The sequence below is a fragment of the Desulfurobacterium sp. TC5-1 genome (assembly GCF_000421485.1).
Lineage (GTDB): Bacteria > Aquificota > Aquificia > Desulfurobacteriales > Desulfurobacteriaceae > Desulfurobacterium_A.
Window position 1 is genome coordinate 1,417,397 of record NZ_ATXC01000001.1, and the last position, 20,378, is coordinate 1,437,774.

Below are 20,378 nucleotides of genomic sequence, written 5' to 3' on the forward strand. Positions count from 1 at the left end.
CCTAATGTAGTGTGTCTTTAAAAATTAAGATAAATGGATGAATTTTTCAAATCAGATGTTGACAATTACCGGTTTGCCCATGAGAAATCCTTGACCGTAAATTTCAGTAAAGTTGGCTTTTTCTGAAAGGTCTATTAATTTTTCTTTAATGTCTTCATTTTCTATATGCTCTGCAACAATCTTTAGATTTTTAAGTTTTGCTAATTCTAAAACATAAGATACAAATAATTGGTCAAGTTTATTGTTTGTTATATTCTGTATTATGCTTCCGTCTATTTTTATTCCGTCAACGGGGAGTATTCTTAAGAGTTCATAATTAGCATACTTAACGCCAAAATCGTCTATGAAAACTTTTATTCCTTTTTTCTTAAGAATAGTAACTTTTTTTACAATATTGGGAATAGCAAGAATATCCTCTCTTTCTGTTAGTTCTACGATAATCTTTTCTGGATTTATGTTTGCGTTTGAGATTTTATCAAGGAACCAGTTGAATTTATTCTGCATAAATAGAGAAGAAAGGTTGATTGAAATTGAAAAATCTGGTTTTTCTTCTTTGAGGAAATCCAGCAATTTTTCCACCATTAAAGTATCAAGCTTTTCTTCTATGTTAGTTTGACATACAAGTTTGATGAATTTTTCTGCTTCTATAACGGTATCGGTTGCTGGAATTCTTGCAAGAGATTCTTTAAACAGCAGCTTTTCGGTTATTAGGCTTTCTATTTTTTGAAGCCCTATTTTGATTTTTTTTCTTCTTATGGCTTCTATTACGTCAAGAGTTAATTTCCTTTGTAAAAGAAAATATGAAATTTCTTCGGGATATATAATTTTTATGTTATTTTCTTTTTTCTTTGCTGTTTTGATACCTCTATATAATATCCAGAGTAATGTGTTGTAATCCATAGTTTTACATCTGGATGTTTCTAATATGACTCCGGTGAAAAATAAAGATAATTTTTCAATGCCTGATTTCACGGGAACTTCAATGGATGTGTTTTGTAGTTCGTTTTGCAGGTTTCTCAGTTTTTGAAATACAACTTCTGGCTTTTCTTCAGACAAAATAAAAAATTCATCGTTTTGTATCCTTACGATAGTTGCTTTTTTAAATATTGATTTTAAGAAGGATGCCATATAAGTCAAGATGCTGTTTCCTGCCTGAAATCCGTAATAAATGTTTATGTTTTTAAAATCATTTATATCTACTACTGTTACAGTTCTGGATTTAGTTAGTATTTTAGAAAAGTTTCTTATAAGATACGTTTTTGATGGAAGCTTTGTTACAGAATCAGCATCCTGATTTTGCAGTTCACTTGATATTTGCTTGAATAGAATACAATAAGATATAAGAATTAAGATGAATATAAATTTCTTAAACGTTGGAAGTTTTTCCTGAGGAATGTCTATTGAGTTTATTATGTTCTGAAGGAATTTGGCGTAATCTTTAATGAAGTCTTCTGTGGGTATATATTTTAAGTGAGTTCTTGCTATTACATCTATGTGCACATCGATTTTTTCAGCTTTGAATATTTTGTCGAAAAACTCTAATATTATTTCTATAAAACTTTCCTGAAATTTAAGGTCTGCTATTATCTGAGATGAATCTGGCAGGCTTCTTTTTATGAAATCAAGTGTTTGTTTGCTTATTGTTTTTTTGGTTTCATGAGAAAAAAATTTTTTTAAACTTTTTATTTCTTTTAGGTCTTCATTTGTGATGTTGTATACTTTAAGAAGTTCTTTAAACTCCATAATTTTCACCATATTTTAAATTCCGTAGCTAATTTTACACTTAAATTATTGAAATGTCAAGAAAGGGTCTGCTTATATTTCCAATGTCATTATTGTGTCGGATGCGTTACTTACGTATAAAATATTTTTTGCGACAGGATGGATTCCTGCGAATGATTTAAACTGATGGTAATGTCCAAATATCCACAGTTTTTCAAATTTTATTTCTTTTATGTCATAGATTCTTTTTAATTGCGATACGGAAATTGGTGGGTAGTGGGTGACTATTATCCGTGGATTTAATTCCTTTATATGTTTGTAAATTGAACTTTTAGACAGTAAAGATAGCTTTTCTACGAATTTACTGTAGTCCGCAATATTCTCTTTATCCTGATTCGTGAGGTTTTCGGGTGATATGTATATTCCTCCAGTGATTACTATGTTGTTTACCTTAACACATCTGGAAAAATCAAGAATGAAAACATTATCATTTGTCCTATCTTTTATGTAATTTAATTTGTTGTAAGGATTATTGCTGCACCATAGTTCAATATTTCCAAATGTATAAATTACTGATTTGTATTTTTTTGAGAGGCTATTTAAAAAATCGATAGTGATGTCAGCGTCAGAGCTGACATCACCGGCGATGATTATCAAGTCACTTTCCGGTTCTATGTTGATGCTGGAAGCTTTTGTTAAGTGTAGGTCAGAAATAATGTCGATTTTCATCTACACCACAACCTTTATTTTTGCTGCAGCTTCATTGGCAAGTTTTCTTGCCTCTTCGACACTACCACCTGCTGCTAAAACAACGCCCATCCTTCTTCCAGGCTTTGTGTTAGGCTTTCCAAAGAGCCTTACTTTTACATTTTTCATAGCCATTGCCTCTTCAACACCTGTGTATCCAGGATTCCATCCTTTAACATCAGAGAGTATCACTTTTGATGCCCCTGCAGGATAGAGTAATTTAGGCGGATTTATGTTAAAGCCAAGTATTGCTCTTATGTGAAGTTCAAATTCACTCATGTCCTGAGTTATCATTGTTACCATTCCTGTGTCGTGTGGTCTTGGTGAGACCTCGCTGAAGATCACATCATCACCTTTTATAAATAGTTCAACGCCAAAGATTCCAAGTCCTCCAAGCTCATCAGTTATTTTTTTGGCAATTTCCTGTGCCCGTTTCTTGGCTATTTCACTGATACCTGCCGGCTGCCAGCTTTCGTTGTAGTCGCCCTTTATCTGGAGATGTCCTATCGGCTCACAGAAGAATGTTCCATTTACTGCTCTTATTGTTAGTAGTGTTATTTCTGTATCAAATTCAATAAATTCTTCAACGATTACCCTTGTTCCCATTCCCCTCTTCGTACTTTGAGCATATTTCCATGCCTCTTCTATTTCTGCCAATGTTTTTATGATGCTCTGTCCTTTTCCAGAAGATGACATTATAGGTTTTATGACGGCGGGAAGTCCCACGTATTTAACAGCTTCTGCAAGTTCTTCCATCGTATCTGCAAAAGCATACTTTGCAGTTTTAAGGCCTAACTTTTCAGCGGCTACTCTTCTTATTCCCTCTCTATCCATTGTGAGTCTTGTTGCCCTTGCAGTTGGTATTACCGTATATCCCTCTTTCTCAAGTTCAAGTAGTGTAGGTGTATGGATTGCTTCAATCTCTGGAACTATCAGTTCCGGTTTTTCCCTTTCGACGATTGCCCTGATAGCGTTTCCGTCTAACATATCGATAACATAGCTTCTGTGGGCTACCTGCATAGCAGGAGCATTTTGATACCTATCAACCGCTATAACTTCTATCCCAAGTCTTTGTGCTTCAATAGTTACTTCCTTTCCAAGCTCTCCTGAACCAAGGAGCATTATCTTGTCTGCATTTTTAAGTAGTGGTGTTCCTAACATCTTTTCCTCCACAAGTTCTTTAAAAGGTATTATATTAAAGTGAAAAATATTGATAGAATATTAAGGGTGGAAAATCTGAGAAAAATAAATCTATTTTAGAGAGGAGGAATTATTATGGAAGATAGAAAGGAGATAATGGAAGAGAATTTTGATAAAAACAGTAAGTATAAGGCGGAGCTCGAAAATATTTCTGTTTCACTTTTCGCACTGTTTGAAAAATTGGAGAAGGAGTATGAGGATAAAGTTCAGGAATTATCTGAAAGATGTGAAGCTCTTGAGCAGGAAAATGTGGAGTTGAAGTATAAACTTCGCCAGCTTTCAGAAGAATTGAAGACTTTAGGTGAAAAAATTGTTGCAGAGGTTATTAAAAGAACGTCTCTTCCGCCTGAAAACTTTGGAAATGATACGAACGGAGGCGATTTATAAAAGCTTTAGCCATAACTATGGGTGATCCGGCCGGTGTAGGGCCGGAAATAGTTATAAAAAGTATTGAAAGCCTTGATGCGCTTGGCTTTCCTTTGAGAATTTATTGTTCATTTTCCGTTTTAGAAAGTCTTGGTTTTGACAAATTTCGCTCTTTTAAAAATCTTATTTTTGTAGATGTTTTTCCAAACTGTAATGTTGTTCCGGGCGTTGTTTCCCTTGAATCTGGCAGGGCACAGTTTGCATATCTTCAGGCGGTTGTAGAGGATTTAAAGAAGGGTTTGCTCTGGGGGGTTGTAACTTTACCTATAAATAAGAAGGCAATTAAACTTGCCGGTTTTAAATTTCCCGGTCATACGGAGTACTTTGCGTCTGAGTTTGGTGTTTCCGATTTTGCCATGATGCTTGCAAACTCAAAGCTTAAGGTTGTCCTTGAGACCATTCACGTTCCTTTAAGGAAAGTTCCGATTCTCATCTCTACAGAATCCATTTTAAAAAAGATTTTCCTCGTTCACAGATACTTTCCGAATGAAAGAATAGCGGTTGCAGGACTTAATCCCCATGCCGGTGAGAATGGACTTTTTGGTGACGAGGAGGAAAAGATAATTGTTCCTGCTATAGAAAAGGCGAAAGGAGCCGGTATCCCTGTTGAAGGTCCTTTTCCTTCAGATACTGTGTTTAACAGGGCGATTTCCGGTGAGTTTGGAACGGTGGTATGTATGTATCACGATCAGGGATTGATTCCTGTTAAGCTTACAGGTTTTTCTGAAGCTGTTAATATAACTCTTGGTCTTCCCTTTGTCAGAACATCGGTGGGTCATGGTACCGCCTATGATATTGCCGGTAAGGGTATAGCTGATAACAGAAGTTTTCTATCTGCCGTTAACTTCGCTTTGAGTATTAAAAGTAGAGCTGGTGTGTGAAAATGCGTTTCATTTTTTGTTTATTCTTAATCTGTTAAATTTGACTAATATGTAAAAATTTTGTAAAAATGGGAGAAAACTTCTCGTGAGGGTGTTATGAAAGAGGAAAAGTTCTTTCTGATAGAGGAGCTTCTAAAAATTCAAGAAGAGAATGAACTTCATTATATTCCTGAAGAAAAGATCCTTGAGCTTGCCAAAAAGACCGGTAGAAGTCCCGCCGATATCCACTCTGTAATTTCTTTCTATCCCAGGCTTTCTGATAAACCAAGAGGAAAGTATTTAATAAGGGTTTGTGAGAACCTTCCCTGTCACATAGAAGGTGCTCAGGAAGTTATAGATGCAATTAAAAATTTTTTAGATATAGACTTTGGTCAGTCAACGCCGGATGGGAAGTTCTATCTTGAACGTACTTCTTGCCTTGGATTGTGTGCTGCTGCTCCGGTGATTCTTATAAACAACGTGCCTTACGGAAATTTAACGCCTGAAAAGGTCGTTGAGGTTTTGAAGGAATATATGGAGGGCGACAATGATTGATTTTAAGGTTATTGGGGAACCTATCATTCTTAAAAATGCCCGTAAGATATGTCCTAATGACATAGAAAAGTGTATGGAGGCAGGTAGGTACGGAGCTTTAAGGAAAGCCATTACTGAAATGAAACCGGAAGAAGTAATAGAGGAGATAAAAAGATCTCAGCTTCGTGGTAGAGGTGGTGCTGGCTTCCCCACGGGGTTGAAGTTTGAACTTGCAGCGAAAGAAAAGTCGGATAAAAAGTACGTGGTTGTTAATGGTGAAGAGGGAGAACCGGGGACATTTAAGGATAGAATAATAATGGAGGATTCGCCACACCTTCTCATAGAGGGGACGATCCTTGCCGGTTACGCGATAGGTGCTGATGAGGGAATAATATGTGTAAGGTGTGACTACATAAAAGCGATTGAAAGACTTGAAAAAGCAATAGCTGATGCTTACGATAGAGGCCTTTTAGGTAAAAATATTTTTGGAACGGACTTTTCCTTTGATATAACCATTGAAAGAGGTGCCGGTGCCTATGTCTGCGGCGAAGAGACAGCGCTTCTTGAGATGATAGAAGGAAAGCGTGGAGAACCGAGAAAAAAACCACCTTTCCCGCCGCAGAAAGGGCTTTATGGAAAACCCACTGTTGTTAACAATGTCGAAACGCTTGCAAATCTTCCCTTTATTATAAGTGAAGGTGCAGATAGGTTTCTTGAATTTGGTATAGAAGGTTCTCACGGAACGAAGCTTTTCAGCCTATCAGGAGATATTGAGTGGAAAGGTCTTATAGAGATTCCTTTCGGTGCGACAATAAAGGAAATTATAGAACTTGCAGGCGGGGTAAAAGGTGGTAAGAAACTTAAAGCGGTTATTTTAGGAGGAGTATCCGGAACGCTTGTCAGGTACGATGAGGTTGATATCTCGGTCGATTACCATTCACTCGGTGTTATTGAAGCAGGTCCCGGATGTGGGACGATTATTGTCCTTGATGAGACGAGAGATATAGTAGATGTAACTGAGAATATTATGGAGTTTTTCAGGACGGAATCCTGCGGTAAGTGCCGTCCGTGCAGTCTTGGAACAGTTTCTCTCTGTAATCTTATTCACAGAATAAAAGAGGGTAACGGAACGGAGGAAGACCTTAAAAAAATAGAAAAAATATCCATAGGAATGAGAAAGGCTTCATTCTGCGGACTTGGTCAGACTGCGCCCAACATTCTATATCAGTCCATTCAAAAGTTTAGAGATGAATGGCTTGCCCACGTGAGAGGAGGTAAGAATGGCTGAGACGGTTACCATAAAAATAGACGGCAAAAAATACACGGTGGAATCGGGACAGACGATTCTTGAGATTTGTAAAAAACTTGGTATTTACATTCCCACGCTCTGCTTTATGGAAGAGATAAGCGAAGGCGGGCATTGTGGCCTCTGTATTGTTGATGTGAAGGGCGCTAAAACATTTCAGAGGGCGTGCATAACGGAAGTTAGGGACGGCATGGAAATTGAGACAAACACGCCTGCTGTTAGGGAGGTGAGGAAGACTGTCTTTGAGATGATTTTGGCTGACCACAAGGTAGAGTGTCCGGTCTGCAAAAGGGATGAAACCTGTGAGATAAGAAAAGTCGCAAAACACCTTGGCTTTCCAGACTTTGAAGTGGAACCGATATACAGAGACGAAGGCGTTGACAATTCCATAATTTCAAGGGAACCGGCAAAGTGTATTAAGTGCCAGAGGTGCGTTAATACCTGTGAACTTATTCCGGGTATCGGTATTTACGGGTATTTCGGAAAGGGGCACGATGCAACTGTTGAGCCGCCTGAATCTCTATCAATGTCGGATACACCGTGTATTGTGTGCGGCCAGTGTGTCGTAAGATGTCCGACAGGTGCTCTTACAGAGAGGGATGATACCGAAAAGGTTTTAGAGGCTATATATGATCCTGATAAAGTCGTTTTTGCCTCTTTTGCTCCTTCTGTTAGGGTTGCAATCGGTGAACCTTTTGGAATGGAACCTGGAGAGGTTGTGGTCGGAAAACTTGTTTCTGCTTTGAGAAAGCTCGGATTTGACAGGGTTTACGACGTAAACTTTGGTGCAGATCTTACAATTGTTGAAGAGGCCAACGAACTGATTGAAAGGATAAAAAATGGCGGTGTTCTGCCGATGGCAACTTCCTGTTGTCCCGGATGGGTGAGTTTCGTGGAGAGATTTTATCCAGAGTTTATTCCTAACCTCTCTTCCTGTAAGTCACCACAAGCAATGCTTGGTGCACTTGTAAAAAACTACATGAAAGAGGTTGAGGGTATTCCGGAAGAGAATGTTGTTCACGTTACCATTATGCCATGTACGGCGAAAAAGTATGAAGCTTCAAGGCCCGAACTTAGTGGCGATACAGATTATGTTCTGACGACAAGGGAACTTGCAAGACTGCTTAAACGGTTTGATATAGATCTTTCAAAACTACCAGAAGATGAAGCGGATAAGCCTTTTGGTGATTACACAGGTGCGGCTACTATTTTTGGTGTTACCGGTGGTGTTATGGAGGCTGCTCTAAGGACGGCTGTTGATTGGCTTTCAGGTGGTACTTTTGAAAAGCTTGAATTTACTGCCGTTCGAGGTGTGGAAGATCTTAAATTTGCAGAAGTTGACATAAACGGAACAACTGTTAGGGTTGCTGTTGCACATACGCTCTCTGCTGCTGAAAGATTGCTCCAGATGATTAAGAATGGTGAGGTAGAAGTTCACTTCTTTGAGGTTATGGCGTGTCCCGGTGGATGTGTCGGTGGTGGCGGTCAGCCTATACCTTCAACTGCCGAGGTTGTTAGAAAGAGGGCGGAAGGTCTTTACAGTGATGATGAAAGAAGGGTTTTAAGGAAATCTCACGAGAACCCTTACGTAAAAGCTGTTTACGAGAAATATTTAGGTGCAATCGGTGGTGAGAAAGCCCATCATATTCTTCATACCACTTACAGAAAACGTCCTTCCTGGGAAGAGGTATTTAAGAGGGCTGTTTAAAGGCCCTCTCAATTAATGAATAATCATCCAGATATAATTTGCAAATCTTTTTGTCTTTTTGTTGTAACATTCAACAGATATGCGGTTTTTCCATCGGTTTATTTTTATGGATTTTGTTAGCTTCACTCTGTTTTTATACTTTTCGGCTTTCATCCATCCCTTTTCGCTTATGTATATCTGACAGTTTTTATAGTCTTCAGGATTTTCTATTACTGCTTCTATGTTTATCGTGTTGTTATTGATGTATCCTATCGGTGGCGTATGCTTTATGACAGGTAGAGGCTCTTTTTTTAGCATTTTTTTAAATCTTTTCATATTGCTCCAGCTTCCGACAACCGGCTTTCTCGGTATGAGGAAAGGTGATGTGAGGTAGGAGACTGCCGCGTCGTCCTGTGAAAAGAGGGCTTTAAATCCTAACTTTTTTAGTGTTTTTATGTAAACTCTGTTGTATTCGCCGTACGGGAATGCGTAAATCTCTGGTTTTTGTCCCGTTAGCTTTTCTATTCTCTTTTGAGCTTTAAGAGTGTCTTCTTCTATCATTTTCACGTATTTATCAAGGGGCATTGTTTTTATCATCTTTGCAAATCGGAGGTGCTTATAGGAGTGATTTCCAAACGTTACTTTGGGATACTTTGCAATTTCTTTTAACTCCTCTTTTGTAAGATAGGCTGGAAATCTTGCTATCCCTTCTGCGTAGAGGAAGAGTGTGAAGGGGTAGCCATACTTTTTGAGTATTTTAAACGCCTTCATTGTGGAGCGGTAGCCGTCATCTATCGTGATGGCGACGGTTTTGTCAGGTATGGGTTGTTTCTTGTAGAGGTAATCTACGATTGTTTTAAGGGGCACAACTTTATATCTGTGATTTTTAAGGTATGCCATCTGCTTTTTAAAGTCTTCTATCGAGACTGAAGTGGAAGGGCTGTTCTTTTCACCGAACTTGTGATAAATAAGAATTGTTGCGTACCCGGCAAACGCCTTACAACTTAACAGTGCAGTTATCGTAAATGCAGTTATCAAACTGCTGAAGATTGTTTTTCTCGATGACACGCTGAAGCCTCCTTACATACTCGTCTCTCAGTATAGAGTAGTTTCTAAGGTATTTCGCAAGTTTCAGAGGATTTTTCTCTTTTAACCTTGCCTTTCTTAACTCTCTGTACGCCCAGCCGGTATTTATATTGTAGTAGTAATCTTCAATTGATAAAAGTAGCGAAGGATACTTTCGTAATCTTGCATTGCTTCCCTTTGCTTTTATCGCTTCTGCTTCTTTTTTAAATGTCCATATTCCAAAGATATTATTTCCCTCAACAAAGAATCGGGATGTTCCCCACCCGCTCTCTATCGCCGCCTGAGCTATGATAAGGCTTGGCGGTAGTGTGTTGACTCTAATTAGCAGTTCATCTATATCCTTTGTTCTGTATTTCTTTTCCATGCGGGTGAGAAATCTCTTTTCCTTCTCTGATAAAGTTTTTCCATTTTTAATTTTCTCTTTTATCCTGAGAAGAATTTTACGCTCTTTGTTGATTATACAGTTTGCCTTGAGGACTGCAGGAACAATCATAGCGATAAAGGCCTTTTTCCTTTTTGAAGGGCTTAAATCAAGAAGATTGGAAGGTTCTTTAGCAGTCTGCTTTGGTAGGACACATATTTTTTCCTCTGTTTTCACCGTCGTTTTATTTTCACTTGTTGTTTTGTTTACTGTCTGGAAAGTTTCTCTTTCAGTCTTTTTCCCGCAGCCAGAAATTATAAAAGTAGATACGAACAACACTACGACAAGGCGTTGAAACATATTGAAGAGCACCTCTTTAAAAGATTTTCACAGGTGAAATTTATTCTTTTTTAGATAGAGTTCAAGGAAAGGTAAAAGCCGCCCTGCGGCGGCCTTTGTTAAAGATTTTTAAGCTGATCGAGTGTTTGGGAGAGTTTGTTGTAGATCTCTTTTATCTCTTCAAGTTTTTTCCTGTCTTTTTCAATAACCTCTTTTGGTGCCCTTGACAGGAAGTTTTCGTTTGAAAGTTTCTTCTCAAGTTTCTTGATATCTTTCTCAAGGGATTTAAGCTTCTTGTCAATCTTGTCAATCTCTTTTTCTATCTCTATCAGGTCGCCGACTTTTACATAGACCTCTATTCCTGGAAGGAAGAAGGAGAGTGCCTTCTCAGGTTTTTTGTCTGTAAAGTTAACTGATGAAACTCTTGCAAGCTGCTGGATTCCGGGTTCCATAATTTTGATAGTCTCTTTCAGCTTTTCGTCGCCCGTTTTTATCTCTATTGGGACAGCTGTTGAAGGTGGAATGTTAACCTCTGCTTTTACGTTTCTTACACCTCTTATGATTTCTCTCACAGTATCAACAATTTCTGCCTCTTCATATAAAAGTTCTTCTTCCGGCCATGGTGCTATGACGATAGATTCCGCGTCCTTGTTTGGAAGCTTCTGGTATATTTCTTCCGTTATAAAAGGCATGAACGGGTGAAGAAGTTTCATCGCATCCCTTAAAACTTTAAACAGGACAAATGCTGCGGTTCTCTTTTCCGTTTCAGTGCCTTTGTAGATTCTGTTCTTTGAAAATTCTACATACCAGTCTGCAAGTTCGCCCCAGATGAACTGGTATATGGCTTTTGCAGCGTCGTTGAAGCGGTAGTTTGTAAGTTCTTTATCAACAGTTTTTGCCGTTTCAGACAGCTTTGTAAGAATCCACTTGTCTTCAGGATAAAGTTTCTTTTCCCCTTCCGTGTTTATGTTTTCGGTTGCCGTGAAGATGAATCTTGCAACGTTCCATATCTTGTTGGCAAAATGGCGGTATCCCTCTATGATTTTTTCAGAAAGTCTTATGTCTCTTCCCTGTGCGGCAAGAGCTGCAAGTGTGAACCTTAACGTATCGGCGCCAAATTTTTGAATCATATCAAGGGGATCAATAACGTTGCCCTTTGTTTTGCTCATTTTCTGGCCGTGTTCGTCCCTTACGAGGGCGTGAACGTAAACATCAGAGAAAGGCTTTTTGCCTGTGAAGTGGTACCCCATCATCATCATTCTGGATACCCAGAAAAAGATAATGTCAAATCCTGTAACAAGCAGATCTGTTGGATAGAAGGCTTTTAGGTCGTCTGTATTTTCAGGCCATCCTAACGTTCCGAAGGGCCATAGTGCTGAACTGAACCAGGTGTCAAGGACATCTTCGTCCTGATAGATGTTTTTGCTTCCGCACTTTTCACACCTGTCTGGTGTCTCCTCTGTAACGGTCAGGTGACCGCACTCTTCACAGTACCAGACTGGAATTCTGTGTCCCCACCATATCTGTCTTGATATACACCAGTCTCTTATGTTGTACATCCAGTCAAAGAACGTGTTTTCCCACTGCCTGGGTATGAACTTGATTTCACCCGTTTTAACCGCTTCAATGGCTTTTTCCGCGAGAGGCTTTGTTTTTACAAACCACTGGTCTGAAAGGTAAGGTTCTACAACTGTTTTACATCTGTAGCAGTGTCCTACCGAGTGAACGTGTTCTTCAACCTTTTCAAGCAGTCCTTCGTCTTTTAGCATTTTTACGATTGCTTCTCTTGCCTCGTACCTGTCCATTCCCTTAAATGGTTCAACGGTTATCTTTGCCCAGTCGTCCATTATTTGTATAGGTTCAAGGCCGTGTCTGTTTCCAATTTCAAAGTCGTTAAAATCGTGAGCGGGTGTTATTTTTACGGCGCCTGTTCCGAACTCCATGTCAACGTATTCGTCGGCTATTACAGGTATCTCTCTGTTAACGATCGGAAGGAGAACCTTTTTGCCGATCAGGTCTTTATACCTTTCATCATTTGGGTTTACTGCTACGGCGACGTCACCCAACATTGTTTCAGGTCTTGTTGTTGCAACTACGATGTACCTTCCCTCTTCGCCGACAACCGGATATTTGATGTACCAGAGGTTTCCTCTCTCCTCCTCGTGTTCTACTTCAAGGTCGGAAAGTGCGGTGTGGCACCTTGGACACCAGTTGATGAGCCTTTTTCCTTTATATATTAACCCCTCTTTGTAGAGCGTTACGAAGGCTTTTCTGACGGCTCTTGAGAAACCTTCGTCCATTGTGAATCTTTCTCTTTCCCAGTCGCAGGAGGTTCCCAATTTTTTGAGCTGGTTGATTATTCTTCCGCCGCAGGATTCTTTCCATTCCCAGACTCTTTTCAGGAAGTTTTCTCTTCCAACATCGTGTCTTGTTAGTCCTTCCTGTGCAAGTTGTTTTTCAACAACCCATTGAGTTGCGATACCTGCATGGTCAGTTCCGGGAATCCAGCAGACCTCGTATCCTTTCATCCTTTTCCATCTGCAGATTACGTCCTGGAGTGTTGAGTTCAGCGCGTGTCCTATATGGAGGACACCTGTTACGTTTGGCGGGGGAAGAACAACGCTGAATTTTGGCTTCTCGCCGCTTAATACTTTCTTTTCGTCTGCGTGGAAGTAACCTTTTTCAAGCCATTCCTGGTACCATTTATCCTCAAACAGTGCTGGATTGTAAGTTTTTTCCATCGGGAGCCTCCTTGTGCTGATAGTTGGAAAAGTGAAAAGATTATACACCATTCATTAGGTCTGCCCTTTACTTTTTTATATTTTGATGATAAATTTGCACCTTGCAATCAGGTAAGGAGGTGATACTATGGCTAAGTGTGCAATTTGCGGAAAAGAGACAATCTTTATCAATAAGGTCAGTCACTCTCACAGAGTTTCAAGTAAGAGGCAGAAGCCAAACCTTCAGAAAATCAGAGCTGTTGTAAACGGTGAAAAGAAGAGAATCTGGGTTTGTACCAAGTGCCTCAAGGCTGGAAAAGTAGTTAAGGCAGGTTAATTTGCGGCTTCGGCCGCTTTACTTTAACCTTTCAACAGTTTTTTCTACGTTCCTTGCAAATTCTTCAACAGATGTTGTTCCTATGTTATCTGAGTAGAACCTTACAAATCCTTCTTTGTCTATAAAGATAGATGCGGGTAACTTTTTAATCTTCAGTTGATCCTTAAACTGCTTGTAAATGTATGAATCTGCTGTTAGGTGGACACTTTTAAGCTTCATGTCCTTTTTGTATCTTAGAAGAATTGGATAGTCAGCATCGTTTACATCAACGCAGAGAATGATTACATTGTCATTTTTCTCCGCTATCTCGTCAAGCTTTTTTATTAACTCTTCTGATAGCGGTGAGTAGGGGTTTTCAAAGAAAAATACAACTATCTCTTTTCCCTTTGCGTTTTGAAGTTCAACGGTTCCCTTTAGTGTCCTTGCTTTGAAATCGGGTGCTGGAATCTTACTCTTTTCCGCTTTGTAAGGTTTCTTGTTGAGAACCTTTTCTTTCATGTTCTCTTCGGTAGGCCTTCTATCTTTAGGTAGGAGAATATACCAGTCTGCAAATGCAGGAGCTGTTGTCAGTTGTGCTATGAGAATAGTAGCCGCTATCAGTCTTCTATCCATTCTTTCAGCAACTCCTCTGGATTTTCGCTTCTCATAAGTGTTTCACCTATTAGGAATCCATCAACGCCCTTTTCTTTAAGATATTTTATGTCATCTTTTTCCTTTATGCCGCTTTCTGTAATGCATACCTTTCCGGCCTCTTTTATTATCGGCAACAACCTCTCTGTTGTTGATAGTGAAACAGTGAAAGTTTTAAGGTTTCTGTTGTTTATGCCGATAATTTCAGCGTCCGCTTTGATAGCCCTTTCCACCTCTTCCCTGCTATGGGCTTCAACTAAAGGTTCCATTCCAAGGTCTCTTCCAAGTGATATAAAGTTTCTAAGCGTTTCATCATCAAGTATGGCCACTATAAGGAGGAATGATGAGGCGCCGAGGGCTTTGGCTGCGTATATCTGAAATTCATCAATAATAAAGTCTTTTCGGAGTACGGGTAGCTTTACCGTTTCTGCAACCTCTTTAAGATAGAGAGGTGAACCTTTGAAAAACTCTGCGTCTGTGAGAACGGAAATAGCTGCGGCGCCGCCTCTTTCGTAGCTTTTTGCAATCTCCACGGGGTTAAAGTCTTCCTTTATTATTCCCTTTGATGGTGATGCTTTTTTGACTTCTGCGATGACGTTGGTGCGGTTTTTCGGAAAAGCCTTTTTAAAGTCAAACGGTGTTTCTTTTTCCTTTGCAACCTTTTTTACGGCGTCAATATCTATTTCGTTTTTTCGCCTTTCAACCTCTTTTATTTTAAAAGCCACAATCTTTTCTAAGATGTTCACTTTTTCTTCCTCTTGTTTCTTTCTCTTATCTTCTCTGCCCTTCCTTCAAGATTAACCTGTTTTGCCCTTGCAATCGCAAGTGTATTTTCAGGTACATCTTTTGTGATGACGGAGCCTGCCGCCGTAATCGCATTGTCACCGACGTTGACAGGTGCTATGAAGAGGGTGTTGCTTCCGACAAAAACGTTTTTGCCTATTTCCGTTCGCCATTTATTGTATCCGTCATAATTGCAGGTGATTGTTCCGGCGCCGATGTTTGTGTTTTCTCCGATGGTGCAGTCCCCCAGGTATGTTAAATGGTTTGCCTTTGCGCCTTTTTTAAGATGAGCCTTTTTCGTTTCTACGAAGCTGCCTGTTTTTGCGCCTGTCTCAATCACAGTGCCTTCTCTTAACCTTGAGAAGGGCCCTGCCGATGCACCTTTTTTAAGATGAGCCTTTTCAACGTGACAGTGGGTTTTCACTTCTGCATCATCTTCTATTGTTGAATCTACTATTTCCGTGAATGCACCTATCGTGCACCGCTCACCTATGAATGTTTTACCTTTTATATAGACGGGACCGAATATTTCAGTGTCCTTTCCTATTCTAACTTCCGGTTCGATGTAGCAGGATTCGGGATTGTGGATTGTTACGCCGTTTAGCTGATGATTTTTCAAGATTCTTTCACTCAAAATTCTTTCTGCTACGGAAAGTTCGTATCGGTTATTTACGCCCATTATTGAGTTAAAGTCTTCCGTTTTTATGGCTGTTACTTTTAAATCTTTCTCTTTGAATATTTTCAGGACGTCAGTGAGGTAGTATTCACCCTGGGCATTGTCGTTTTTAAGACTTTTGAGTGCTTCAAAGAGTAGTTTTGCTTTAAAAGCGTATATACCTGAGTTTATCTCTCTTATCTTTTTTTCTTCATCGGTAGCATCTTTTTCTTCAACGATTTTTAGAACCTCTCCACCCTTCCTTACAACCCTTCCGTATCCGTGTGGGTTCTCTGTTTCACCTGTTAGAACTACCATGTCACTATCTATTGAAGTAAGGTTTTTAATGTCTTCAGGTTTTACTAAAGGTGTATCACCGTTTAATATTACGACCTTTCCGCTATAGTCTTTTAATCGTTCTTCCGCACAGAGGACTGCGTGTCCGGTGCCTAACTGCTCTTCCTGGACAACGGTTTTAACGTTCAGATTTTCCCTTTCTATGAACTCTTCTACAAGGTCTTTTTTATGCCCTATGACTACGATTATTTCTTCTGCGCCGGCTTCTTCTGCCGATTTTACAACGTACCATAACATCGGTTTCCCGAGTATTTTGTGCAGTACTTTCGGAAGTTCCGATTTAAAACGGGTTCCCTTTCCCGCTGCCAGTATTATGACTTTAAAGCCCATCCTCTCTCCCTCAATACTTTCCTTCAAGGTAGTCTCTCAATATTTTCCCGTGGTCAAAGACAATTTTTTCAAAGGGTATTTCATCGTAAGAAACCACAATTGCCCTTTTTGCATCATCCGCACCTTCGGGTTTTCCACGGGCAACACATTCAAAGACAACGGATACCGTATGTTGTCTTGGATCTCTATTTGGATCTGAATAGACGTGAAACTGTCTCAAAATAACGATGTCAAGCCCGGTTTCCTCTTTCATCTCTCTTATTACTGCCTCTTCGACCGTTTCGCCGTAATCTACAAATCCACCGGGAAGTGCAAGTCCGACGGGAGGATACTTTCTCTCTATCAGAACAATTCCTTCAAATTTACCTTTCTCATTCTGTACGTTTATAATCCCGTCAACCGTAAGGTAGGGTGTCTTTATGTTAACAACGGCCATCTATCTGCCTCCTTTTCTGTACTTTTCAAGCTCGGCGCTCACAGAGCCTATCGTGATGTCGCCGGAGATTTTTACCGGCAGATGGCTTTCGTCTGTTGTGAGCCACATGTAAACGTCCCCTTTCATTTTAAATACGCCTTTTGGTGTTACTTCCGATGATAGTGAACATTTGTACGTTTCAAATGTTCCTGCAGGGACTTCAACCTTTTCCTTTCCAAGAACCTTTACGTGAGTCATGATAAATTTCTTGCCTGTGAAAACGGGAAAGTCAGTATGGGCACCAACCTCAAATATGCCGTGTTTTCTGAAGAAATAGATACCGGTCATGAGGTCTTCAAACGGTATGGACGGTATTTTATACTCTTTCGTTGTTGGGTCGTGCCCGGGTTTCTGTTTAACAACGGTTACCGTCATATTGTTGAGATCGTAACTGAAAAGTTTATCCTTTACGTAGGTTCCTTCCCTCTGGGACATAAACGTTTTTACAGGTGTTTTGAGTTTTATATCCCACAGGCTATACCCCGTGTCCCTTATATCTTTAAAGAATCCAACAATGCCTGCGGTTCTTACCTTTGACTGGATTCTTAGGTACTCTGTTCCGTTTTTCGTTACCTTTGCGACATCACTTTCAGCGTTTGCCACGTGAAAGAAGAGCCAGTGGAGTGAATACTCCAACTTTTCACCGTCAAAGTTGTAGGATGTGCCGTTTTCGTTGTAGTTGTACACCGGTTTAAACTCCTTTTTTGCCTCTTTGCTAATAGATGAACATGGCATCGCCATAACTGTAAAAGCGATAGCCGTGTTTAACAGCCTCTTTGTAAGCATTTAGCACCTTCTCCCTGCCTGCAAATGCACATACAAGCATTAAAAGTGTAGATTTCGGTAGGTGAAAATTTGTAATGATTGCATCTACAACTTTAAAATTATAACCTGGATATATAAAAAGATTTGTGGAACCTTCAAGAACTTTTGCCTTTCCCTTTTCGTCAAAGCCACTTTCAAGTGTTCTTACAACGGTGGTGCCTACCGCTACTACTCTTCGCCCTTCTCTTTTTGCCCTTTCTACTTCTTCTGCCGTATCTTCAGGTATTTTAAAGCTTTCGTAGTGCATCTTATGCTTTTCAACTTCATCGACCTTAACAGGCTTGAACGTTCCGAGTCCTACATGGAGCGTTACTTCTTTAATAATGACGCCTTTATCCTTTAATTTCTTAAGGAGTTCCTGGGTGAAGTGAAGTCCTGCTGTAGGAGCTGCTACCGCTCCTTCCTCCTTTGCGAAGATGGTTTGATATTCTTCTCTATCTTTTTCCGTGTCCTCCCTTTCTATATAAGGGGGAAGTGGAACGTGGCCAATTTCGTATATTTTTTCAAGTGTCGGTTTTTTTGAGTGAAAGCGGATTATCCTTTTCCCTTCGTCTTCTATTTTAAGAATTTCACAGGATATTTCATCGTCAAATATCACTTTTTTCCCCGGTTTTAATCTTCTCCCCGGCTTTCCTATTGCTTCCCAGACATCCTTTTCTATCTGTCTTGTTAGAAATATTTCAACTTTTCCGCCGGTTGGGAACTTTCCTAAAAGCCTTGCAGGTATGACTTTTGTATTGTTGATAACAAGGACATCTTCCGGTTTTAGATAGTTTTCGATATCTCTGAAAATTTTGTGTTCTATCTCTCCGGTTTTCCTATTAAGCACTAAAAGTTTTGCACTGTCCCTCGGTTCTACCGGAAATTTTGCTATCAAATGTTCGGGAAGTTCGTAATCAAAAAGGGAGACTTTCATCGCCACCTCAGTATCTTTTTATCGGTTGGTAGAGGGTTGTTCTCTGAACGGGTGTAAAACCGGCATCTTTTATCAGTCTTATGATTTCGGAGAGGGGAATTCTGTACTTTACACCTGCTGCTGCAACAACGTTTTCCTCTATCATAAGGGAACCAAAGTCGTTTGCACCAAATTTGAGGGCTACCTGAGCCATTTTCCCGCCTTGGGTTACCCAGGAGGCCTGTATGTTTTTGATGTTATCCAAGTATATTCGGGATACGGCTAATACCTTTAGATATTTTATTCCGGATGCCTTTTCCTTTACCTCCTGCCCAAGTTCGGTGTGATCTGGTTGATAACTCCAGGGAATAAATGCGGTGAATCCGCCGGTCTTATCCTGCAAATTTCTGATAACTTTTAAATGATTTACTATATCCTCATCAGTATCAACGCTTCCAAACATCATCGTTGCGGTTGTTCTTAATCCTTTCTTGTGTGCCGTTTCATGAACTTTAAGCCACTCATCTGTTTTGGCTTTGTTGGGAGCGATGCGGTTTCTGACTTTGTCAACCAATATTTCTGCTCCACCACCAGGAATAGAACCAAGGCCGGCCTTCTTTAACCTTTCTATTACATCTTCTATGGAAATGTTAGAAACCTTTGCTATGTGGAGAATTTCAGGTGCTGAGAAGCCGTGGACGTGGATTTCCGGAAACTCTTTTTTAATGAAGCGTAACATCTCTTCGTAGAATTCTATTTTTAAATCTGGATGGAGACCACCTTGAAGTAGAATAGCAGTACCGCCGAGTTCTACGGTTTCTCTAATTTTTTCTCTTAGCGTTTCCTTTGAAATGACGTAGGCGTCTTTATCTTCTTTGTTTCTGTAGAAGGCACAAAACCTGCATTTGCAGATACAGATGTTTGTATAGTTGATATTTCTGTCTATAACAAAAGTGACTTTCTTCTCTGGATGTATTCTGTTCCTTACGAAATTTGCTAAAAATCCGAGGGAAAGCAAATCCTCACTTTTAAGAAGGTGTACAGCTTCGTCTTCTGTGATCCTTTCACCTTTATAGACCTTTTCTATGATTGTATTGAGTGACATTCGAGACTCCTGTAAAATTTTGCTCAATTATACCTTAAAACTATTGACACAGAGTCTGTGGTGCCTAAATTATTTATTCGCTCTTTGATACAAGATACAGTTGAATAAGCGGGCGTAGCTCAGTTGGTAGAGCACAACCTTGCCAAGGTTGGGGTCGCGGGTTCAAGTCCCGTCGCCCGCTCCATAATAGGTATTTTTCGAATAAAGTTTCCAAAAAAGCTTCAAAAAAGTTGACACAAGAATTTTACAGCCTATATTTACCACCCGCGCAAGATGAAATCGATAGAAAAAGCCGGAAAGAGGGTTGACACCCGTTAGTTGGCGGCATAAATTTAAACCTTGCGCGGAAAGAAAGTTGTAAAAGCTCTTTGACAACAGAATAAGGGGTGTGTGCCTGCGGAAGCTGGAAATACAGGTTACCTGGAGAGGTAACTTTTAATTGAGGTGTTCCGCAGGTTCGCGAGATAGAGCCTTGCGTACTCTGAAGTATAGATTGAGCTTAGAGATAGAGAACTTGAAAGCGATGAAATATTGCTGGAGAGTTTGATCCTGGCTCAGCGCGAACGCTGGCAGCGTGCCTAACACATGCAAGTCGTGGGGCAGCAGGCGGGTTCCTTTGGAACCCGTGCTGGCGACCGGCGAACGGGTGAGTAACGCGTGAGCAACCTACCCCAAGGAGGGGGATAACCGGTGGAAACGCCGGCTAATACCCCATAAGCGCACGGTCTGCATGGACTGTGTGAAAAGGGGGCCTCTGCACAGCAAGCTCCCGCCTTGGGATGGGCTCGCGTCCCATCAGGTAGTTGGTGAGGTAACGGCTCACCAAGCCTACGACGGGTAGCTGGTCTGAGAGGATGGCCAGCCACACCGGGACTGAGACACGGCCCGGACTCCTACGGGAGGCAGCAGTGGGGAATTTTGGGCAATGGGCGCAAGCCTGACCCAGCGACGCTGCGTGGAGGAAGAAGCCCTTCGGGGTGTAAACTCCTGTCACCGGG

At 40.4% G+C, this 20,378-nt stretch carries 19 protein-coding genes, 1 tRNA gene and 1 rRNA gene; 8 read left to right on the forward strand and 13 right to left on the reverse strand.

Annotation, left to right across the window (positions count from 1 at the left end):
* Window positions 1-51: 51 nt before the first annotated feature.
* From H153_RS0107480 to purT, 3 genes are all read right to left on the reverse strand, one after another.
* Entirely contained in the window at window positions 52-1,743 is a 1,692-nt protein-coding gene (locus H153_RS0107480) for a GGDEF domain-containing protein (protein ID WP_022847510.1), read from the reverse strand.
* Between the two features lie 72 nt (window positions 1,744-1,815).
* Window positions 1,816-2,451, reverse strand: a complete 636-nt coding sequence (locus H153_RS0107485) for a metallophosphoesterase (RefSeq protein ID WP_022847511.1) — start codon at window positions 2,449-2,451, stop codon at window positions 1,816-1,818.
* Window positions 2,452-3,630 carry a formate-dependent phosphoribosylglycinamide formyltransferase gene (gene purT, locus H153_RS0107490; protein ID WP_022847512.1) on the reverse strand — a complete coding sequence of 393 codons (1,179 nt, stop codon included), beginning with the start codon at window positions 3,628-3,630 and terminating at the stop codon, window positions 2,452-2,454.
* Window positions 3,631-3,744: 114 nt separating this feature from the next.
* Here purT and H153_RS0107495 point away from each other — a divergent pair, with 114 nt between their 5' ends.
* The 5 genes from H153_RS0107495 (at window position 3,745) to H153_RS0107515 (ending at window position 8,503) form a co-directional block, all read left to right on the forward strand.
* Window positions 3,745-4,056 carry a hypothetical protein gene (locus H153_RS0107495; RefSeq protein WP_022847513.1) on the forward strand — a complete coding sequence of 104 codons (312 nt, stop codon included), beginning with the start codon at window positions 3,745-3,747 and terminating at the stop codon, window positions 4,054-4,056.
* A 17-nt stretch (window positions 4,057-4,073) separates the two neighbouring features.
* A complete protein-coding gene (pdxA, locus tag H153_RS0107500) occupies window positions 4,074-4,976 on the forward strand; it encodes a 4-hydroxythreonine-4-phosphate dehydrogenase PdxA (protein WP_022847514.1) in 903 nt (300 codons plus the stop codon).
* 96 nt (window positions 4,977-5,072) lie between these two features.
* Window positions 5,073-5,510 carry an NAD(P)H-dependent oxidoreductase subunit E gene (locus H153_RS09620; RefSeq protein WP_022847515.1) on the forward strand — a complete coding sequence of 146 codons (438 nt, stop codon included), beginning with the start codon at window positions 5,073-5,075 and terminating at the stop codon, window positions 5,508-5,510.
* Complete coding sequence (gene nuoF, locus H153_RS09625) at window positions 5,503-6,777, forward strand: NADH-quinone oxidoreductase subunit NuoF (protein WP_022847516.1); 1,275 nt, start codon at window positions 5,503-5,505, stop codon at window positions 6,775-6,777. Before H153_RS09620 ends, nuoF begins: the two co-directional genes overlap by 8 nt.
* Entirely contained in the window at window positions 6,770-8,503 is a 1,734-nt protein-coding gene (locus tag H153_RS0107515; protein WP_022847517.1) for an NADH-dependent [FeFe] hydrogenase, group A6, read from the forward strand. Before nuoF ends, H153_RS0107515 begins: the two co-directional genes overlap by 8 nt.
* Window positions 8,504-8,515: 12 nt before the next feature.
* On the opposite strand, the gene H153_RS0107520 is transcribed toward H153_RS0107515, so the two are convergent.
* The 3 genes from H153_RS0107520 to H153_RS0107530 form a co-directional block, all read right to left on the reverse strand.
* Window positions 8,516-9,550, reverse strand: coding sequence for a polysaccharide deacetylase family protein (locus H153_RS0107520; RefSeq protein WP_022847518.1), 1,035 nt, complete (start codon window positions 9,548-9,550; stop codon window positions 8,516-8,518).
* Window positions 9,480-10,289 (reverse strand): glucosaminidase domain-containing protein, encoded by an 810-nt coding sequence (locus H153_RS09630; RefSeq protein ID WP_022847519.1) that lies wholly within the window; start codon window positions 10,287-10,289, stop codon window positions 9,480-9,482. The genes H153_RS0107520 and H153_RS09630 overlap by 71 nt, the downstream gene beginning before the upstream one ends.
* A gap of 98 nt (window positions 10,290-10,387) precedes the next feature.
* Complete coding sequence (locus H153_RS0107530; RefSeq protein WP_022847520.1) at window positions 10,388-13,009, reverse strand: valine--tRNA ligase; 2,622 nt, start codon at window positions 13,007-13,009, stop codon at window positions 10,388-10,390.
* Window positions 13,010-13,136: 127 nt separating this feature from the next.
* On the opposite strand from H153_RS0107530, the gene rpmB reads away from it, so the two are divergent.
* Complete coding sequence (rpmB, locus tag H153_RS0107535; protein WP_022847521.1) at window positions 13,137-13,325, forward strand: 50S ribosomal protein L28; 189 nt, start codon at window positions 13,137-13,139, stop codon at window positions 13,323-13,325.
* Window positions 13,326-13,343: 18 nt separating this feature from the next.
* Here the strand turns inward: rpmB and H153_RS0107540 are convergent, their stop codons facing one another.
* The 7 genes from H153_RS0107540 to mqnC are packed head-to-tail and all read right to left on the reverse strand — an operon-like array spanning window position 13,344 to window position 19,380.
* The gene (locus tag H153_RS0107540; protein ID WP_022847522.1) at window positions 13,344-13,937 is read right to left on the reverse strand and encodes a redoxin domain-containing protein; all 594 of its coding nucleotides are present in this window, start codon (window positions 13,935-13,937) and stop codon (window positions 13,344-13,346) included.
* Window positions 13,922-14,701 (reverse strand): indole-3-glycerol phosphate synthase TrpC, encoded by a 780-nt coding sequence (gene trpC, locus H153_RS0107545; RefSeq protein ID WP_022847523.1) that lies wholly within the window; start codon window positions 14,699-14,701, stop codon window positions 13,922-13,924. The genes H153_RS0107540 and trpC overlap by 16 nt, the downstream gene beginning before the upstream one ends.
* Complete coding sequence (gene glmU, locus H153_RS0107550) at window positions 14,698-16,080, reverse strand: bifunctional UDP-N-acetylglucosamine diphosphorylase/glucosamine-1-phosphate N-acetyltransferase GlmU (RefSeq protein WP_027720094.1); 1,383 nt, start codon at window positions 16,078-16,080, stop codon at window positions 14,698-14,700. The genes trpC and glmU overlap by 4 nt, the downstream gene beginning before the upstream one ends.
* A 10-nt stretch (window positions 16,081-16,090) precedes the next feature.
* Window positions 16,091-16,516 carry an NUDIX hydrolase gene (locus H153_RS0107555; RefSeq protein ID WP_022847525.1) on the reverse strand — a complete coding sequence of 142 codons (426 nt, stop codon included), beginning with the start codon at window positions 16,514-16,516 and terminating at the stop codon, window positions 16,091-16,093.
* Window positions 16,517-17,341 (reverse strand): DUF3108 domain-containing protein, encoded by an 825-nt coding sequence (locus tag H153_RS09635; RefSeq protein WP_081638841.1) that lies wholly within the window; start codon window positions 17,339-17,341, stop codon window positions 16,517-16,519.
* The gene (gene queA, locus H153_RS0107565; protein ID WP_022847527.1) at window positions 17,271-18,296 is read right to left on the reverse strand and encodes a tRNA preQ1(34) S-adenosylmethionine ribosyltransferase-isomerase QueA; all 1,026 of its coding nucleotides are present in this window, start codon (window positions 18,294-18,296) and stop codon (window positions 17,271-17,273) included. Before queA ends, H153_RS09635 begins: the two co-directional genes overlap by 71 nt.
* Window positions 18,297-18,303: 7 nt before the next feature.
* The gene (mqnC, locus tag H153_RS0107570; RefSeq protein ID WP_022847528.1) at window positions 18,304-19,380 is read right to left on the reverse strand and encodes a cyclic dehypoxanthinyl futalosine synthase; all 1,077 of its coding nucleotides are present in this window, start codon (window positions 19,378-19,380) and stop codon (window positions 18,304-18,306) included.
* Window positions 19,381-19,488: 108 nt separating this feature from the next.
* Between mqnC and H153_RS0107575 the strand changes: the two genes are divergently transcribed.
* Window positions 19,489-19,564, forward strand: a tRNA-Gly gene (locus H153_RS0107575).
* Window positions 19,565-19,911: 347 nt separating this feature from the next.
* A 16S ribosomal RNA gene (locus H153_RS0107580) occupies window positions 19,912-20,378 on the forward strand; the annotation flags it as partial.

Bases quoted from the DNA above. Each gene is read 5' to 3' on its own strand.
- pdxA (WP_022847514.1), top strand. From the start codon at position 4,074: ATGGGTGATCCGGCCGGTGTAGGGCCGGAAATAGTTATAAAAAGTATT.
- rpmB (WP_022847521.1), top strand. From the start codon at position 13,137: ATGGCTAAGTGTGCAATTTGCGGAAAAGAGACAATCTTTATCAATAAG.
- nuoF (WP_022847516.1), top strand. From the start codon at position 5,503: ATGATTGATTTTAAGGTTATTGGGGAACCTATCATTCTTAAAAATGCC.
- H153_RS0107480 (WP_022847510.1), bottom strand. From the start codon at position 1,743: ATGGAGTTTAAAGAACTTCTTAAAGTATACAACATCACAAATGAAGAC.
- H153_RS09630 (WP_022847519.1), bottom strand. From the start codon at position 10,289: ATGTTTCAACGCCTTGTCGTAGTGTTGTTCGTATCTACTTTTATAATT.
- H153_RS0107530 (WP_022847520.1), bottom strand. From the start codon at position 13,009: ATGGAAAAAACTTACAATCCAGCACTGTTTGAGGATAAATGGTACCAG.
- H153_RS0107555 (WP_022847525.1), bottom strand. From the start codon at position 16,516: ATGGCCGTTGTTAACATAAAGACACCCTACCTTACGGTTGACGGGATT.
- H153_RS09620 (WP_022847515.1), top strand. From the start codon at position 5,073: ATGAAAGAGGAAAAGTTCTTTCTGATAGAGGAGCTTCTAAAAATTCAA.
- H153_RS0107515 (WP_022847517.1), top strand. From the start codon at position 6,770: ATGGCTGAGACGGTTACCATAAAAATAGACGGCAAAAAATACACGGTG.
- H153_RS0107495 (WP_022847513.1), top strand. From the start codon at position 3,745: ATGGAAGATAGAAAGGAGATAATGGAAGAGAATTTTGATAAAAACAGT.
- purT (WP_022847512.1), bottom strand. From the start codon at position 3,630: ATGTTAGGAACACCACTACTTAAAAATGCAGACAAGATAATGCTCCTT.
- H153_RS0107485 (WP_022847511.1), bottom strand. From the start codon at position 2,451: ATGAAAATCGACATTATTTCTGACCTACACTTAACAAAAGCTTCCAGC.
- mqnC (WP_022847528.1), bottom strand. From the start codon at position 19,380: ATGTCACTCAATACAATCATAGAAAAGGTCTATAAAGGTGAAAGGATC.
- queA (WP_022847527.1), bottom strand. From the start codon at position 18,296: ATGAAAGTCTCCCTTTTTGATTACGAACTTCCCGAACATTTGATAGCA.
- H153_RS0107540 (WP_022847522.1), bottom strand. From the start codon at position 13,937: ATGGATAGAAGACTGATAGCGGCTACTATTCTCATAGCACAACTGACA.
- glmU (WP_027720094.1), bottom strand. From the start codon at position 16,080: ATGGGCTTTAAAGTCATAATACTGGCAGCGGGAAAGGGAACCCGTTTT.
- H153_RS09635 (WP_081638841.1), bottom strand. From the start codon at position 17,341: ATGCTTACAAAGAGGCTGTTAAACACGGCTATCGCTTTTACAGTTATG.